General features: G+C 62.6%; 14 protein-coding genes and 2 rRNA genes (1 of these 16 cut by a window edge). 4 read left to right on the top strand and 12 right to left on the bottom strand.

The genetic code is table 11. The features are described 5' to 3' along the window. The first annotated feature begins 2 nt into the window (after positions 1 to 2). The gene (locus AC1PLU_RS20585) at positions 3 to 1,004 is read left to right on the top strand and encodes a bile acid:sodium symporter family protein (protein ID WP_115039526.1); all 1,002 of its coding nucleotides are present in this window, start codon (positions 3 to 5) and stop codon (positions 1,002 to 1,004) included. 267 nt (positions 1,005 to 1,271) lie between these two features. Further along, entirely contained in the window at positions 1,272 to 2,852 is a 1,581-nt protein-coding gene (locus AC1PLU_RS20590; RefSeq protein ID WP_481107110.1) for a thioredoxin family protein, read from the top strand. 209 nt (positions 2,853 to 3,061) lie between these two features. On the opposite strand, the gene cyoE is transcribed toward AC1PLU_RS20590, so the two are convergent. From cyoE to AC1PLU_RS20610, 4 genes are read right to left on the bottom strand one after another with little or no spacing between them, the layout of a single operon-like run. Further along, a complete protein-coding gene (gene cyoE / locus AC1PLU_RS20595) occupies positions 3,062 to 3,958 on the bottom strand; it encodes a heme o synthase (RefSeq protein ID WP_481095077.1) in 897 nt (298 codons plus the stop codon). Between the two features lie 2 nt (positions 3,959 to 3,960). Continuing rightward, positions 3,961 to 5,124, bottom strand: a complete 1,164-nt coding sequence (locus tag AC1PLU_RS20600; RefSeq protein WP_023905443.1) for a COX15/CtaA family protein — start codon at positions 5,122 to 5,124, stop codon at positions 3,961 to 3,963. Between the two features lie 10 nt (positions 5,125 to 5,134). Beyond that, entirely contained in the window at positions 5,135 to 5,710 is a 576-nt protein-coding gene (locus AC1PLU_RS20605) for a hypothetical protein (RefSeq protein ID WP_481095076.1), read from the bottom strand. 27 nt (positions 5,711 to 5,737) lie between these two features. After that, a complete protein-coding gene (locus AC1PLU_RS20610) occupies positions 5,738 to 6,463 on the bottom strand; it encodes an SURF1 family protein (protein ID WP_481107111.1) in 726 nt (241 codons plus the stop codon). A 60-nt stretch (positions 6,464 to 6,523) separates the two neighbouring features. On the opposite strand from AC1PLU_RS20610, the gene AC1PLU_RS20615 reads away from it, so the two are divergent. Next, entirely contained in the window at positions 6,524 to 6,742 is a 219-nt protein-coding gene (locus tag AC1PLU_RS20615; RefSeq protein ID WP_006449736.1) for a twin transmembrane helix small protein, read from the top strand. A gap of 91 nt (positions 6,743 to 6,833) precedes the next feature. Here the strand turns inward: AC1PLU_RS20615 and AC1PLU_RS20620 are convergent, their stop codons facing one another. From AC1PLU_RS20620 to AC1PLU_RS20645, 6 genes are read right to left on the bottom strand one after another with little or no spacing between them, the layout of a single operon-like run. After that, positions 6,834 to 7,709 carry a cytochrome c oxidase subunit 3 gene (locus tag AC1PLU_RS20620; protein WP_233381233.1) on the bottom strand — a complete coding sequence of 292 codons (876 nt, stop codon included), beginning with the start codon at positions 7,707 to 7,709 and terminating at the stop codon, positions 6,834 to 6,836. Positions 7,710 to 7,748: 39 nt separating this feature from the next. Beyond that, a complete protein-coding gene (locus AC1PLU_RS20625; protein WP_233381234.1) occupies positions 7,749 to 8,345 on the bottom strand; it encodes a cytochrome c oxidase assembly protein in 597 nt (198 codons plus the stop codon). Then, positions 8,342 to 8,515, bottom strand: coding sequence for a hypothetical protein (locus AC1PLU_RS20630; RefSeq protein WP_043907995.1), 174 nt, complete (start codon positions 8,513 to 8,515; stop codon positions 8,342 to 8,344). The genes AC1PLU_RS20625 and AC1PLU_RS20630 overlap by 4 nt, the downstream gene beginning before the upstream one ends. Further along, positions 8,496 to 10,100, bottom strand: coding sequence for a cytochrome c oxidase subunit I (gene ctaD / locus AC1PLU_RS20635; RefSeq protein ID WP_115039521.1), 1,605 nt, complete (start codon positions 10,098 to 10,100; stop codon positions 8,496 to 8,498). Before ctaD ends, AC1PLU_RS20630 begins: the two co-directional genes overlap by 20 nt. A 39-nt stretch (positions 10,101 to 10,139) precedes the next feature. Continuing rightward, on the bottom strand, positions 10,140 to 11,063 hold the full coding sequence (coxB, locus tag AC1PLU_RS20640; RefSeq protein WP_481107112.1) for a cytochrome c oxidase subunit II: 924 nt from the start codon (positions 11,061 to 11,063) through the stop codon (positions 10,140 to 10,142). 16 nt (positions 11,064 to 11,079) lie between these two features. Next, positions 11,080 to 11,556 (bottom strand): DUF2244 domain-containing protein, encoded by a 477-nt coding sequence (locus AC1PLU_RS20645; protein WP_162498339.1) that lies wholly within the window; start codon positions 11,554 to 11,556, stop codon positions 11,080 to 11,082. Positions 11,557 to 11,834: 278 nt separating this feature from the next. Between AC1PLU_RS20645 and putA the strand changes: the two genes are divergently transcribed. Beyond that, positions 11,835 to 15,035, top strand: coding sequence for a bifunctional proline dehydrogenase/L-glutamate gamma-semialdehyde dehydrogenase PutA (putA, locus tag AC1PLU_RS20650; protein WP_481107113.1), 3,201 nt, complete (start codon positions 11,835 to 11,837; stop codon positions 15,033 to 15,035). Positions 15,036 to 15,596: 561 nt separating this feature from the next. Here the strand turns inward: putA and rrf are convergent. Together rrf and AC1PLU_RS20660 are read right to left on the bottom strand one after the other, a co-directional pair. Next, positions 15,597 to 15,711: ribosomal RNA gene (gene rrf, locus AC1PLU_RS20655) — 5S ribosomal RNA — on the bottom strand. 171 nt (positions 15,712 to 15,882) lie between these two features. Further along, a 23S ribosomal RNA gene (locus tag AC1PLU_RS20660) occupies positions 15,883 to 17,424 on the bottom strand; it runs 1,341 nt beyond the window's last position.

The raw sequence follows: 17,424 nt of genomic DNA on the forward strand, positions 1-17,424 counted from the left end.
CGATGAAGAAGCTGCTGGCGCGGTTGCGCATTGATCCATTCACCCTCGCGCTGCTGTGCACGGTCACGCTCGCCTCGTTTCTGCCGGTCTACGGCACGGCTGCCGCGATCATGGACGATGTCACCGATGTGGCGATCGCCGCGTTGTTCTTCCTGCACGGCGCGCGGTTGTCGCGTGAGGCAGTCAAGGCCGGCGCGCTGCATTGGCGCCTGCATCTGGTGATCCTGACCTGCACCTTCGTGCTGTTTCCACTGCTCGGGGTGTTGTCCAAACCGCTCGCGCATCTGGCGCTGACACCGGAGCTGTATGTCGGCCTGTTGTTTTTGTGCGCGCTGCCATCCACGGTGCAATCGTCGATCGCCTTCACCTCGATGGCGCGCGGCAACGTGCCGGCCGCCGTCTGTGCAGCCTCGCTTTCCAGCCTGTTGGGCGTGTTTCTGACGCCATTGTTGATGGGTCTGTTGGTCGGCAGCCAAGGCGCGATGGCGCACCCGGCCGAGGCGATCGGCAAGATCATGCTACAGCTGCTGGTGCCGTTCCTGGCCGGGCATTTCCTGCGTCCGTGGATCGGCGGCTGGGTCGAACGGCATCGCGCCGTGCTGCGTTACACCGACCAGGGCACCATCCTGCTGGTGGTCTACACCGCCTTCAGCGCGTCGGTGAACGAAGGGCTGTGGCAGAAGACGCCGTTGCCGGCCCTGCTCGCCGTACTCGGTGCGGCCGCGCTGTTACTGGCCGTTGCGATGCTCTCGATCACCTTCATCGCGCGCCGCCTGCGCTTCAACCGCGCCGACGAGATCGCGATCGTCTTTTGCGGCTCCAAGAAGAGCCTGGCCACCGGCGTGCCGATGGCCAAGGTGATGTTCGCCGGCGGCGGCCTGGGTGCGATCGTGTTGCCGATCATGCTGTACCACCAGCTGCAGCTGATCGTCTGCGCGTTCGTTGCCGCACGTTATGCACGTACCGCACCGAACGAGCCGCAAGCCGGTGCCGGTGGTCACTGAGCGAGACGATCACTGCACTGCGGTGGTCTGATCGCTTACGCGCAGGCGCGACTCGCGCTGCGTGGCCTACAGATGCCTGCCTGCTGTCGGCGGGTTGCATCTGCCTCCCACGCCAAGCCACGACGCTCCACGTGATGGCACTTCGCATTGCAGCTCGGAGCGGGTTCTAAGCAGATGGACAAGCGTCATGAGCTGTCGCATGGTTGGCAAGGCACAGCTCGCTAGAGTGCTTGATCGTCCCCCTGCCGCCCCCAATCGGTGATTGCCATGACGCTGTCGTTCCGACGCCCTTCCCCGTCCTTGATCGTGCTGCTGGCGGTACTCGCCACCCTGACTGCCTGCGACAAGCCCGCGACGCCATCGGCACCCGCGCAGACCAAGGCAACGACCACGCCTGCCCCAGCGTCCAGCATCGCCTGGCGCGAGGGCGATGTGGAAGACGCGTTTGTCGAGGCCAAGGAAAGCGGAAAGCCGATCCTGCTGTACTGGGGTGCGGCCTGGTGCCCGCCGTGCAATCGTCTGAAGGCCACCTTGTTCAAGGACCCGGCCTTCATTGCCCGCACCCAGCAATTCGTGGCGGTGCACCTGGATGGCGATTCCGAAGGCGCGCAGGCCTGGGGCGAGCGCTTCGGCATCAAGGGCTACCCGACCATCATCGTGCTGCGCCCGGATCGCAGCGAGATCACCCGCCTGGCCGGCGACGCCGACAACGCGCGCCTGGCCGATGTGCTGCGCGTGGCAGCCAAGAGCACCAGCACCGCCAAGCAACTGCTCGACACCGCATTGCAGACCCCGCAGCGACTCAGCGCGGACGACTGGGCCGTGCTCGGCAATTACGCCTGGGGCACCGACGATCGGCTCGTCAAACCCGATGAGGCGGTCGATGTGCTCACGCGCCTGTCCAAATCGGCCCCGCAGCCGGCCCTGCAACGCAGCTTCGCGCTGGCAGCGATTGCGGCGGCCAAGGAGCCTCCCGCCCCGACTCCGGCTGCTCGCACCCTGCTGGAATCGGTACTGGCCGATCCGGCAGAAGTACGCGCCAATCTCGGCACGCTGACCTACGTTCCCGCGCGTCTGGTCGCCGCTGCCAGCAGCGATGCCGGCGAGCGCGCCACCTTGTCCAACGCGCTGAATCTGGCATTGGACAAGGTCTATGCCGACACCGCGCTGCCGATCGCCGACCGGCTGGGCACTGCCTACGCACAGATCCAGCTGGCACGCCTGGCGCAAGGCCAGCCCACCGAAACCGAAGCGAAAGGCCCGCAACCACCACTCCCCAAAACCGTGGTCGACACCGTGCAGCAACGCGTGCAATGGGCCACCGACACCGCCAAGACCGACGAAGAGCGCCAATCCACCATCAGCACGGCCGCGGCGCTACTGAGCGAAGTAGGCGATGGCAGCGGCGCCGAGCAGCTGCTGCTGGCCGAATTGGCACGCAGCAAGACGCCGTACTACTACATGCCCGAACTGGCCGATCTGGCCGAACAACGCGGCGATAAAAAGACCGCGCTGTCCTGGCTCAAGAAGGCCTACGAGGGTGCACAAGGACCCGCCACCCGCGTGCAGTGGGGCGTGATGTATGTGGATGGCCTGATCCGGCTCAGCCCCGACGACACCGCCGGCATCGAAGCAGCTGCAACGCAGGTGATCGGCGAGCTGGCCGGGCAACCCGATGGCTATCGCCAACGCACCCGGCAGCGCTTCGCAACGCTGGGCGCTGCACTCAAGACTTGGGGCAAACAGCATCACCAGCAAGGCAATGCGGTGCTGACACGACTTCAGCAGAAGATGCAGACCAGCTGCGGCAGCAAGAACACCAGCGAGTGCGCCAACTGGCTGAGCTGAGCCTGCGCAACCGTGCAGGCAGTTGCGCGGCGACTTGGCGCGGCTGACAGAGCGTAGTGCGCGGTTGGCGGTTGGCCAATGAATGTTGAACGTGCTCGGGACCTGCGTGTACGACTGGTACATGCCGCGTCCGAGCACTGGCCGCAGCCATCGGCGGCCGCCCAGCAGCTTTGTCATCCGCTCCTGGCGTCAGCTGCCTGTCGCTGCCGCTAGCGGACCCACGGCAGCACCAAGTGATCCACCATCAGGAACGCGAACAGCGCCATCAGATACACGATGGAATACCCGAACATCTTCATCGAGAACAGTTCATCCGGCGGGTCGAGCATGCGCCAGGCGTACCAGAGAAACACCACGTTGAGCACCAGCGCGCCGCCCAGATAGAACACCCCGCTCATGCCCACCGCCACGGGAAGCAGGGTCACGATCGCCAGCAGCACCGTGTACACCAGGATCTGCCTGCGCGTATGCGGCACGCCGTGGGTCACCGGCAACATCGGGATCGCCGCCTTGGCGTAATCGGCGCGACGGAAGATCGCCAACGCCCAGAAATGCGGCGGCGTCCAGATGAAGATGATCAGCACCAGCAGCGAGGCATTGATCCAGTCGGCGGTGGTCGGTAAACCGGTCACTGCAGCCCAGCCCAGCATCGGCGGCGTGGCGCCGGCCAGCCCGCCGATCACGATGTTCTGCGAGGTCGCACGCTTCAGGTACACGGTGTAGATCACTGCATAACCGATCAACGAAGCGAAGGTCAGCACCGCCGTGATGACATTCACCCAGACCACCAGAATGGTCATGGAAATCACGATCAGCACGCTGGCGAACAGCAGCACCTGCCAAGGCCGCACCTTGCCCACCACCAGCGGGCGCCAAGAGGTGCGCGCCATCTGTGCATCGATCTTGGCATCGAGCAATTGATTGATCGCCGCCGCCGCCGATGCCGCCAGCCAGATGCCCAGAAAGCCCAACGCACCGGTGCGCACCTGCAGCCACGTCGGCACATCAGGGATGGCCAGGAACATGCCCACCAACGCGGTGAACACGATCAGTGCCACCACCTTGGGTTTGGTCAGATCCCAGTAATCGCGTGCGCTGACAGCCATGTTCACTCCGGCGCGCGCAGCCGCGCCAGCAGCGAGACCAGCACGAACAACAATGCCACCGCCCCGCCGTTGTGCAGTACCGACACTTCCAGCGGCAACGCCAGCTTGACGTTGAGCATGCCCAGCGTCACCTGCACCGCCACCAGCACCGCCAGCGCACCGGCCCACACGCGCATGCCCGGCGAGCGCGACAGGCGCCAGGCCAGCCACCACAGATACAGCGCTGTCGCAATCGCCCACAACCGGTGCGCCATCTGGATCGCGATACGCGCCGCGCCATCGAGCACACCGCCTTCGTAATCCACCCCGATCCCGCGCCACAGTGTGAAGCCCTCGCGGAAGTCGTGTGGCGGCCACCATTGGCTCACGCAACGCGGGAAATTGTCGGCCGACCAGCTACCGCCGCCGCAGGCCAGCGCCGCGTAGTTGGCACTGACCCAACCGCCCAGCGCGATCTGCAGGCCCAGCACCGCCACGCCCAGGCGCAGCAGCCATTTCAGCCGCGAGGCGTCGGCCAGCGTGATCGGCAGATGCGTCGCGCGCCAGGCCATCCACACCAGCAGCGAGAACATCAGCATGCCGCCGAGCAGATGGCCCATCACCACAATCGGCTTGAGCAGCAGCGTCACCGTCCACATGCCCAGCAGCGCCTGGAAGATCACCACCGCCAGCGTCAGCACCGCCGCGCGCGCCAGATCGATATTGCTCCAGCGCAGCGCGGCCAGCAGCAGGATGGCTTCGCCCGCGATCGCCACCCCGGACGCCAGCGTGTGCCAGCCGGACATGTACAGCGGGATCGACAACGCCACCAGCACCGCCGCAGTCACCACCTGGGCAATGCCCATGCGTCTGCGGCGCACCGCCAGCAACGACAGCACCAGCACTTCCACCCCGAGCGCGCCGGCCAGGAAGCGGTGCACCTGCTCACGCCAGGCCTTGTGCGACTCCAACGGACGGATCTTGCTGGCCACATGCGTGTTGGCTTCGTCGCTGGTCTGCGGCCAGGTGACGCGGCCGTAGCAGGTCGGCCAGTCCGGGCAGCTCATGCCGGCATCGGACAGGCGCACGAACGACCCGAACAAAATCGTGCTCGCAGTGAACAACGCCGCCAGCCAGGCCATGCGGTGGAAGTGGCGGAACAACGCCGGTGGCGCAAACAGATTCATCGAAACGGGCTCACATCAGTTTCAGCAGCTTGACCAGATCGGCGCGCAGGCCGGCCGGGTCGAACCCTGGGGCATACCGCAGGATCACGAAGCCGTTGGGGTCGATCACATACACCGGCACGCCGGCGGCATCGTTGGCACTCGGTAACGCCTTCCGCAGCCGCGCGTCGTCGCGCAGCACACGCAGGGCCGGCATCGGCGGCAGACCGGCCGGCGGGGTACCAACCCACAACACCTCCACCTTGTCGGCACGATGCCCGAGCAACTGCCATACCTTGTCCAGTTCGGCTGCCAGCGTCACGCACTGCTGCGTGCAACTGGCGGGCGGTGCGAGCGCGATGCGCCATACGCGTTCGGCAGGCGTCCATGCATACGGCTGCCCGTCTGCGCGCAGCGGCACCAACGCGCGCAGGTCGGCGGGCGGCTTGAGCAGTTCGCCGTGATTGCGCATCGATGCCGGCTGCCATCCGGAGAAGCGCAGCACGCCGGCCAGCAACATCGAGCCGAAGAACAGCACCGCCAGGGCAATCAGCATCCTGCGGCCGCGTTTGACCGAATGCAGCGTGGCCGATGTGGATGAGGTCATGCCGGCGATTTTCTCATGCCGCAGGCGTCAGTGCCCGCGTCGACGGCGGCGACGCGCACGCCAAGTCAACAACGTCGCGGTGACCAATACCGCTGCGGCCAGACCGAACCATTGCACCGCATAACCCAAGTGCCGCGCGGGTGGCAGCGTGTTCGGCAGCATCTCCAGATCGCGTGCGTAACCAACCGGTAGGGCGGGATCCAGCCGCAAGACCTGCGACGAAATGTCGCGCCTGCCAAACGCACTGCGCAGGGCCGGCGCATCCAGGCGTGTGGCCAGCCAGGTCTGCGGCGTACCGGCGGGGGCCAATGCCGGCCCCAACGCAAGTCCGGCCGATGGCGGCGCACTCAGCAACCCCTGCAGTGCCCGGGTCCCTTGCAGTGGCGTTATCGTCGGTAACTGCCGATTGGCCGGCAACGGCAGCCAGCCCAGATCGATCAGTAGTGTGCCTGCGCTGCCTTGTGGCGCGGCAAGTTGATAAACGCGCACACCCGCGCGCCCGGCATGCAGTTGGTTGTCCAGCAACACCTGCTGCGGCAGAAAACGCACGTCTCCGCTCACCCATGCCAGCGCGTGCGGCGTGGCTAACGCTTGCACCAAGGTCAACGGCATCTCGCGCACCTGCGCAGCGCGTTCCAATAACGCTTGCTTGCTGTGCATGCGCTGCAGCTGCCAGTACCCAAGTGCCGCAAAACCAGCGCTGACCAGCAACGCCAGACACCAGCCCAGCACCGCCGTGTGCTTGCGCATCATGACAAGCGACGCAAAAAGGCGTGCAATGCCGTTACCACGCCGACGACCACCGGGGCTGTTGTGAACGATTCGCTCAAGACGCTGCTGATTGTCGCCTTCCTGATCGTGATCCTATGGAACCTGGGCGCAGGTCTCTATTACCTGCTCACCGATCGCGGCGAGACCAAGCGCACCGTCAACGCACTCACCTGGCGCATCGGTCTGTCGGTCGCGCTGATCGCGGTGGTGATTCTCGGTATCTACACCGGCTGGATCAAGCCGCATGGGCTCGGCCGCTGACGCGGCCGATGGGATTGGTGATTGGGGATTCGTAATAGCAAAAGCGGATCGCTCTTGCGAATCCCCAATCCCGATTCCCGAATCCCCGCCCTCAAAGCACATACACGAACAGGAATAGCGCCAGCCACACCACGTCGACAAAGTGCCAGTACCACGCGGCCGCTTCAAAGGCGAAATGGTTGTCGCGGGTGAAGTGCCCGCGCGCCACGCGCAGCCACATCACCGCCAACATGATGGTGCCCAGCAACACGTGCATGCCGTGGAAGCCGGTGAGCATGAAGAACGTGGAGCCGTAGATGCCGGAGCCAAGCGTCAGATTGAGCTCGGTGTAAGCGTGGATGTATTCCTCCGCCTGCAGGAACAAAAACACGCAACCCAGCAGCACGGTCAACCCGAGCCACACCAGCAGCGCGCCGCGCCGCCCGCCCTTGAGCGCATGATGCGCGATGGTCAAGGTCACGCCAGAGCTGAGCAGGATCAACGTATTGATCAGCGGCAGGCCCCACGCCGGGATGGTCTGGAACTGCCCGCCGATCGTGCCCGGGCCGTTGGTCGGCCACGCGGCGGAGTACCCATTCCACAGCAGCTCGTTGGTCATTACACCATCGCCTTCGCCGCCCAGCCAGGGCAGCGTCAGCACACGCGTATAGAACAACGCACCGAAGAAGGCGCAGAAGAACATCACCTCGGAAAAGATGAACCACACCATCCCCATGCGGAAGGACCCATCCACCTGGCGGTTGTAGTGCCCGGCATTGGATTCGCGGATGACATCGCCAAACCACATGAACAAGGTCGCCAGCAACATCGCAACGCCAGCGAAGAACGTCCAACGTCCCCATGCCGCATCGTTGAGCCAGCTGGCCACGCCAATCATCATCACGAACATCGCAATCGACCCGACAAACGGCCACTTGCTATGGCTCGGGACGAAATACGCGTCGGCATTGGGACTGTGGTCGGCCATGGCGTTGCTTCCGTGTCGGTACTGCGTGTGGAGAAAGGATTACGGCGCCGCACGCGGCGCGCTGGATGCGCCGCCGCCTTGCAACTCCGAGGTCAGGGTGTCGTTGCGATAGAACGTGTAGGACAAGGTGATCGTGGTGACTTCCGGCGGCAACGCAGGGTCGACGATGAAACGCAGCGGCATGTCGCGCGTTTCGCCGGCCTGCAAGGTCTGCGCGGTAAAACAGAAACACTCGGTCTTGTTGAAGTATCCGGACGCACGTGCCGGCGCGACCGATGGCACCGCACTGCCGACCACCGCACGCACGCTGTCGTTGCGAGCGAAATACAAGGCTTCGTTGAGTTCGCCCGGCACCACATCCATCGTCATCTGCTCGGGATGAAAGGTCCACGGCAGTTTGGAATTGACCCCGGCATCGAACTCCACCCGCACCGTGCGTTTGCCGCCTGCAGCGATCGCACCCGCACTCGCATGCGTGCTGCCAGGCGCGCGCTCCATGCGAATTCCGAACACTTTCTCGCAGGCGATGCGGTACAGCGGCACCAACGAAAACGTCAGCACAAACACACCCAACACCACGCCCAGCAGCTTGAACAGGCCGGCAGTCGGTGCAGGCGCGGGCGCGTGGGTACTCACCGCCCGATGACTCCCGAAGCGATGAAACCTGCGTAGATCAGCAACGCGATGATGCCGACCGTGATCGCGGTGCGGCGCACGGCGCGGCGCTGTTGCGCCTGCCGTTCGGCAGCGGAGAGCAAACGTGCCACAGCCGGCAGCGGTGCGGATTCAGTGACCGATGTCTTCATGCGCGAGATCTCCAGGCTTGATCACCGGCGGCACGGTGAAGGTATGCGCCGGCGCGGGCGATGGCACCGTCCACTCCAGCCCCTTTGCGCCTTCCCAGGCGCGCGCCTCGGCCTTTGCGCCATTGCGCAGCGAAGCAAACAGAATGCCGGCCATCAGGAACGGCGTGGCGAACATGCCGAAGGCGCCGATCGAGCTGATCAGGTTCCAGTCGGCGAACACCACGTTGTAATCGGGAATCCGCCGCGGCATGCCGGCCAGGCCTAGAAAATGCTGCGGGAAGAACAACAGATTGACGAACACCATCGTCCACCAGAAATGGAACTTGGCCCAGGCCTCGTTGTACATGCGCCCGGTCCACTTGGGCCACCAGTAATACACCGCCGCAATCAACGCGAATACCGCACCGGTGACCAACACATAATGGAAATGCGCGACCACAAAATAGGTGTCGTGATACTGGAAGTCCGCCGGCACGATCGCCAGCATCAGGCCCGAAAATCCACCAATGCTGAAGAGAATCACGAATGCCACCGCCCACAGCATCGGCGATTCGAAGGTCAGCGAGCCCTTCCACATCGTGCTGACCCAGTTGAACACCTTCACCCCGGTCGGGATGGAGATCAGCATCGTGGCGAACATGAAGTAGATTTCGCCACCCAGCGGCATGCCCACGGTAAACATGTGGTGCGCCCACACGATAAAGCTCAAGAACGCGATCGCCGCGATCGCATAGACCATCGCCTGATAGCCGAACAGCGGCTTGCGGCTGAAGGTCGGAATGATCTCGCTGACCACGCCGAACGCCGGCAGGATCATGATGTAAACCTCGGGATGCCCGAAGAACCAGAAGATGTGCTGGTACATCACCGGGTCGCCGCCGCCGGCCGCATTGAAGAAGCTGGTGCCGAAGAACTTGTCGGTCAGCAACATGGTCACCGCACCGGCCAGCACCGGCATTACCGCGATCAGCAGGAACGCAGTGATCAACCAGGCCCAGCAGAAGATCGGCATCTTCAACAGATCGATACCGGGCGCGCGCATGTTGAGCACGGTGGCGATGATGTTGATCGCCCCCATGATCGAACTGACGCCGGCGACATGGATCGCAAACACACTGAAGGCCACGTTGTAGCCGCCCTGCAAGGACAGCGGCGGGTACAGCGTCCAGCCACCGGCCGGCGCGCCACCGGGCAGGAACAGCGTCAGCAACAGCAAGGTGAATGCCACCGGCAGCAGCCAGAACGACCAGTTGTTCATGCGCGGCAGCGCCATGTCCGGCGCGCCGATCTGCAGCGGAATCATCCAGTTGGCCAGGCCGACGAAAGCCGGCATCACCCCACCGAAGATCATCACCAGTGCGTGCACGGTGGTCATCTGGTTGAAGAATTCGGGTTTGACGAACTGCAATCCGGGCTGCATCAATTCGGCGCGAATCACCACGCTCATCGCCGCGCCGATGATGAACATCACGAAGGAGAACAGCAGATACAGCGTGCCGATGTCCTTGTGATTGGTCGAGAAAAACCAGCGCTCGACGAAACCGGGCTGGTGGTGTCCGTGGTGATCGACTGCGGTATGCGCCATGACGGAACGACCTCTATAAAGCGGTGCGGTTGCGAGCGATTAAAGAGCGGCGGTCGGTGCGGCGGCGGGAGCGGCCTCACCCGCAGGCGCTGCTGCAGGTGCAGGTGCGCTTGCCGGTGCAGCAGCAGGTGTTGCGCTTGCACTGCGACGCGCCGCCAGCCAGCGCTGGAATTCGGCCTTGGGCAACGCCTCCACCACGATCGGCATGAAGCCATGATCCTTGCCGCACAACTCGGCGCACTGCCCGCGATATACGCCCGGCTGCTCGATATTGGTCCATGCCTCGTTGACGATGCCGGGGATCGCGTCCTGCTTCCAGCCCAATGCCGGCACCCACCACGCATGAATCACGTCATCGGCGGTGATCACGAAACGGATCTTGGTGCCGACCGGCAGTACCAAGCGGTTGTCCACGTCCAACAGATAATGCGGTTGCGATGCGGCGGTCGGACGCTCGCCACTCTGGCGGATGCGATCGGATTCGCGCGCCAGCCGGCTGGTGAACTCCACGCCCTGGCCCAGATACTCGTATTTCCACATCCACTGGTAGCCGGTCACCTTGACGGTCATTTCCGACTCGCGCGTGTCGTACATCGCAATCAGCTTGGCCGTTGCCGGCCAGGCCATCGCAATCAGCACCAGCACTGGAATCACCGTCCACAGCACTTCGGCCGTGGTGTTATGGCTGAATTGCGCAGCCACCGCGCCCTTGGACTTGCGGAACTTGAAGATCGCATAGCCCATCGCACCGAACACCAGCGCGCCGATCACCACGCACACCCACAGCGCCACCATGTGCGCCTCATAGGCCATGCGCGCGGTCTGCGTGACTCCGCGGCCCATGTTGAGCTGCCATTCCTTCGGATCGGCCGATTGCGCCCAGGCACCTTGTGCGCTCAGCAGCGCCGTCATTGCCAGGCTCACTTTCGTATATATCGACTTCCAGCTGCTGCGTTGCGTCATTGCCTAGACCCTTACGTCATCGGTGACGGCCATTGGCGGCCGCGAGCAAGCGTTTCAGCGTAGTTGCCAGTTCCACACGTTCGGCCGGCCCGAGAAAACTTCCGATCTCGATCTGCCTGCCGCTGCTTATCAGCAACACCCTGTCGTCGCGTTCCATGGATAACCGCACCCAGTGCGGATGAGCCTGAAACGCTGGTGGCGCATGCCCGGACGGAAACACCTCGACAACGGCGTCCCCCACCCGGATCGCTTCTTCGCGCTCGCCGCTTCGCCACAACTGCCGTAGCGCCAGCGCCACCACACCACTGTGCAACAGGGCGAACACCGGCGCGAACGCATTGCCGGTCCACCACCCCAGGCCTGCAAACAACCACATCGTTCCCGCCAACACTGCGAACAACTGCACGAATTGCCTGGCAGACAGTGCCCGCGGAGGCCGCAACCGCACCTGCGTCCCAACCCCTTCGGACATCAACGGCAGCACTTCGATCATTGGCAACACGCAGCGCACTGCGGGAATAGCCCGATGGTAGACCCGCGCGAACGCATGCGGCAAGCGTTTCCGGCAATCAATCAATTGCTGCAGTGCAGCTAAAAACACGCGTAAATCAAACACTTCCCCGATGCAGGCGGCTACAGCCAGCAACGATCGAGTCCGCTTGCACGTGCGATGGCGACATGCACAAAACGGCGGAAAAGTTGCCGCTTCCACACAAGTGCGCAGGTACTTCCGCTCTCTAGAATGAGCGCGGATCCCCAGGCATCTTTCGCATGAACGCTCAGCTCGACCCGCTTGCCTCCAACCCAGTTGCGCGCCCGCTGTTGGCGCCCGAGCTGCCTGCCGCACCCGGTGCATTGCGCGCCGCCATCACCGCCGCCTGGCTCAAGGACGAAGCCGAGCACGTGCGCGAACTGCTCGACCAGGCCCGCCTGCCCGCCGCCGAACAGGCCAAGGTGCAGGCGGTCGCCGCCGACCTAGTCACCCGCGTCCGCGCACGTGCGCAGGACCAGGGCGCGATCGAAGCCTTCATGCGCCAGTACGACCTGGGCAGCGAGGAAGGTGTGCTGCTGATGTGCGTGGCCGAAGCGCTGTTGCGCATTCCCGACCAGGACACCGCAGACAAGCTGATCCGCGACAAGCTCGGCGATGCGGACTGGAAAAAGCACGTCGGCGGTAGCGATTCGGTGCTGGTCAATGCATCGACCTGGGGCCTGATGTTCACCGGCAAGCTGGTGCAACTCAACGACCTCACCCGCGCCGACGTGCCGGGCGCGTTCAAGCGGCTGATCGGCCGCGTCGGCGAACCGGTGATTCGTCTGGCCGTGCGCCAGGCGATGAAGATCATGGGCCACCAGTTCGTCATGGGACGCACCATTGGTGAAGCCCTTGCGCGCTCGCGCAAGGGCGACAACGCCAACTACCGCTATTCGTTCGACATGCTCGGCGAAGGCGCGTTGACCATGAAAGATGCGCAGCACTATCTGCAGGCGTATCGCGATGCCATCCATGCGATCGGCCGCAGCGGCAGTTTCGTCGGCACCGATATCTTCGCAGCGCCCAGCATCTCGATCAAATTGTCTGCGCTCTATCCGCGCTACGAGCACGCCAAACGCGCACGCGTTATGGCCGAGCTCGTACCGGGTGTGCTGGAGCTGGCGCAGCTGGCCAAGTCCTACGGTATCGGCTACACCGTCGATGCCGAAGAAGCCGATCGTCTGGAACTGTCGCTGGACATCATCGAGGCCACGTTCTCCGACCCATCGCTGGATGGCTGGGAAGGCTATGGCTTGGCGGTGCAGGCGTATCAAAAGCGCACGCCCTACACGATCGACTTTCTGGCCGATCTTGCGCGTCGTGTCGGTCGTCGGATTCCCGTGCGTCTGGTCAAGGGCGCGTACTGGGATGCGGAGATCAAGCGCGCACAGATCGAAGGCCACCCTGGCTATCCGGTCTTTACGCGCAAGCAGAACACCGACGTGTCGTATCTGGCCTGCGCGCGTCGCATGTTCGCGCACAGCGATGCGCTGTATCCAATGTTCGCCACGCACAACGCGCAGACCATCGCCGCTGTGCGCGCGATCGCCACGAGCAAGAACTACGAACACCAGAAACTGCATGGCATGGGCGATGACCTGTATGCCGAGGTGATTCCAGCCGATCGCTTGGGCTTGCCATGTCGCGTGTATGCGCCGGTCGGCTCGCACGAGGACCTGCTGCCGTACCTGGTGCGTCGCTTGCTCGAAAACGGCGCCAATTCCAGCTTCGTCAATCGCATCACCGACGAGGATGTCGCCATCGAAGACCTGATCCGCGATCCGGTCGAAGCGGTGTCGTCGTTTAGCTCCATCCCGCATCCCAAGATTCCGCTGCCGACCGATCTGTTGCGCAGCCAGAACCAACACAGGAAAAACTCCATGGGCGCCAATCTCGCCAACGACAACGATCTGCGGCAGCTGGCCGAGCAACTCAATGCCGCGATCAAACCGTGTAAGGCCACCCCACTGGTGCCCGGCGCAGTGCTCAGCACGCCCAGCGAAGCGGTACTCAACCCGGCAGACCGACGCGAAACCGTCGGCCATTGGCAGCCGGCCGATCCAGCAACCGTGCAGAAGGCGCTGGCGTCCGCTGCCGCCGCGCAGCCCGCCTGGAACCGCACGCCCGCCGCCAGCCGCGCCACCATCCTGGAACACGCAGCCGACCTGCTCGAGGCGCGCATGCCAGAGTTCATGGCGATCTGCGTCAAGGAAGCCGGCAAGACCCTGCCCGACGCAGTGGCCGAGGTCCGCGAAGCAGTCGACTTCCTGCGCTACTACGCCGGCCAGGCACGCGCCCAGTTCGGCGCCCCCGAGCGTCTGCCCGGGCCGACTGGCGAATCCAACGAGCTGCAGTTGCATGGGCGCGGCGTGTTCGTCTGCATCAGCCCCTGGAACTTTCCGCTCGCCATTTTCCTGGGTCAGGTCGCCGCCGCCCTGGCCGCCGGCAACAGCGTTATCGCCAAGCCGGCAGAGCAAACCAACCTGATCGGCTACGCGGCAGTGAAGTTGCTGCAAGAAGCGGGCATCCCCGAGGCTGTCGTGCAATTCCTGCCAGGCGATGGCGCGACCGTTGGCGCCGCGCTGACCAACGACCCGCGCGTGGCCGGCGTCGCTTTCACCGGCTCCACGGAGACCGCACGGGTCATCAACCGCACCCTGGCTGCCCGCGACGCCGCGATCGGTGTGCTGATTGCCGAAACCGGCGGCCAGAACGCCTTCATCGCCGACTCCTCCTCATTGCCCGAAGCCGTCGTCAAGGATGCGATCTCCAGCGCCTTCATTTCCGCCGGCCAACGCTGCTCGGCCGCCCGCGTATTGTTCGTGCAGGACGACATCGCCGACAAGGTGATGACCATGCTCGCCGGTGCCATGGGCGAGCTGAAGATCGGCGACCCTGCGCTACTGTCCACCGACATTGGTCCGGTAATCGACGCAGATGCACTCAAGATCCTCGACGATCATGCAGCACGCATGGATCGCGAGGCGCGTCTGATCGGAAGCACGACACTGGATCCAGCAACCGCGCACGGCAGCTTCTTCGCCCCGCGCGCCTATGAGCTGACCTCGCTGACGCAGCTGCAACGTGAGATCTTCGGACCAGTGCTGCATGTAATCCGCTGGAAAGCGGACCAGCTCGATGCCGTTATCGACCAGATCAACGCCACAGGTTATGGACTGACGCTAGGTGTGCACTCGCGTATCGACGAGACCATCGACCGCATCACCACACGCGTTGCGGTCGGCAATGTCTACGTCAACCGCAATCAAATCGGCGCCGTCGTCGGCGTACAACCCTTCGGCGGCCAAGGCCTCTCCGGTACCGGTCCCAAGGCCGGCGGGCCGCACTACCTGCTGCGCTTCGCGACCGAGAAGGTCGTCACCGTCAACACAACCGCTGCAGGCGGTAACGCCTCGCTGCTGACATTGGGCGACTGAGAGCTCGCTCAGCACGCGTAGTTCTCTCATTCAGAAAACAAACACCCCGCGGTAGCGGGGTTTTTGTTGCATCCAGATTTGCCAATGAGTCGCCACAGCTATATCAGCTCAGCATTCAAGCGCCGCACGAAAGTAATCCTGTGCCGGCTCAAGATATTCCTTTCAGCACCTTGAGCACATTGCGTCATCTCATCTTCAAGCAATGTCTTGCCGGAAGCGGCAAAACACAACTCAACACATTGTCGTGCCTTGCGGTAATGGATGCGGTAATGGATTACGTCAGCGATGGATTCGCTGTGGTTTAACGCATCAAGGCAGCGGATGTATCGAAAGAAGCCTATCAGTGCAATGAAACAGTATCGCCGGCACTGAGGTTTCCGAGCCTACCGGCATCTCTCCAACTGGCCAATCCGGCGGTGCAGCGGAATTGATCAATATGGTGGGCGAACAGCAATGACTCCACCTTGGCGCATACCCATAGCGGCTTTGACTCGCCTTCCTGCCGAATTCCACGCAAAAAGAAACCCCCAGTCCTGTTGGACTGAGGGTTTCGGGTAAAGCCCCTGGCGATGACCTACTCTCGCATGGCTTGAGCCACACTACCATCGGCGCAGCTGCGTTTCACTTCCGAGTTCGGGATGGGATCGGGTGGTTCCACAGCGCTAATTTCACCAGGGAGACGGTTGGAGCGTCGCCAGTCGGAGCTTCCTCAAACGTGTGCACAAGGATGTGCAAGCGTTTGCGTATGGAAGCACCTACGGCGCTCGTCTCGCATAGTTAACTTGTGACGTAGCTTGCGTTTGCGGATCTACCAACGTTCGTTGGGACCAAGGCAACTTGAGGTTATATGGTCAAGCCGCACGGATCATTAGTATCAGTTAGCTCAATACATTGCTGTACTTACACACCTGACCTATCAACCACATAGTCTATATGGTTCCTTTAGGGGGCTTGTGCCCCGGGAAGTCTCATCTTGAGGCGCGCTTCCCGCTTAGATGCTTTCAGCGGTTATCGCTTCCGAACATAGCTACCCGGCAATGCCACTGGCGTGACAACCGGAACACCAGAGGTTCGTCCACTCCGGTCCTCTCGTACTAGGAGCAGCCCCTCTCAAACTTCCAACGCCCATGGCAGATAGGGACCGAACTGTCTCACGACGTTCTGAACCCAGCTCGCGTACCACTTTAAATGGCGAACAGCCATACCCTTGGGACCGACTACAGCCCCAGGATGTGATGAGCCGACATCGAGGTGCCAAACACCGCCGTCGATATGAACTCTTGGGCGGTATCAGCCTGTTATCCCCGGAGTACCTTTTATCCGTTGAGCGATGGCCCTTCCATACAGAACCACCGGATCACTAAGACCTACTTTCGTACCTGCTTGATCCGTCGATCTTGCAGTCAAGCACGCTTATGCCTTTGCACACAGTGCGCGATGTCCGACCGCGCTGAGCGTACCTTCGTGCTCCTCCGTTACTCTTTAGGAGGAGACCGCCCCAGTCAAACTACCCACCATACACGGTCCCTGATCCGGATAACGGATCTAGGTTAGAACGTCAAGCACGACAGGGTGGTATTTCAAGGATGGCTCCACTGCAGCTAGCGCCACAGTTTCATAGCCTCCCACCTATCCTACACAGACGAACTCAACGTTCAGTGTAAAGCTATAGTAAAGGTTCACGGGGTCTTTCCGTCTTGCCACGGGAACGCTGCATCTTCACAGCGATTTCAATTTCACTGAGTCTCGGGTGGAGACAGCGCCGCTGTCGTTACGCCATTCGTGCAGGTCGGAACTTACCCGACAAGGAATTTCGCTACCTTAGGACCGTTATAGTTACGGCCGCCGTTTACTGGGGCTTCGATCAAGAGCTTCGCCTTGCGGCTGACCCCATCAATTAACCTTCCAGCACCGGGCAGGCGTCACACCCTATACGTCCACTTTCGTGTTTGCAGAGTGCTGTGTTTTTGATAAACAGTCGCAGCGGCCTGGTTTCTGCGACCCTCTTCAGCTATAGCTCGCATGAGCCACCAAAAAGGGTGCACCTTCTCCCGAAGTTACGGTGCCATGTTGCCTAGTTCCTTCACCCGAGTTCTCTCAAGCGCCTGAGAATTCTCATCCTACCCACCTGTGTCGGTTTACGGTACGGTCTTCGTGAGCTGAAGCTTAGGAGCTTTTCCTGGAAGCGTGGTATCAGTGACTTTGCCATAAAGGCTCGTCTCGGTGCTCGGTCTTAAAGGATCCCGGATTTGCCAAAGATCCAAACCTACCGCCTTTCCCCGGGACAACCAACGCCCGGTACACCTAACCTTCTCCGTCCCTCCATCGCACTCACGCGAGGTGCAGGAATATTAACCTGCTTCCCATCGACTACGGCTTTCGCCCTCGC

The organism is Xanthomonas sp. NCPPB 2933 (genome assembly GCF_056725225.1).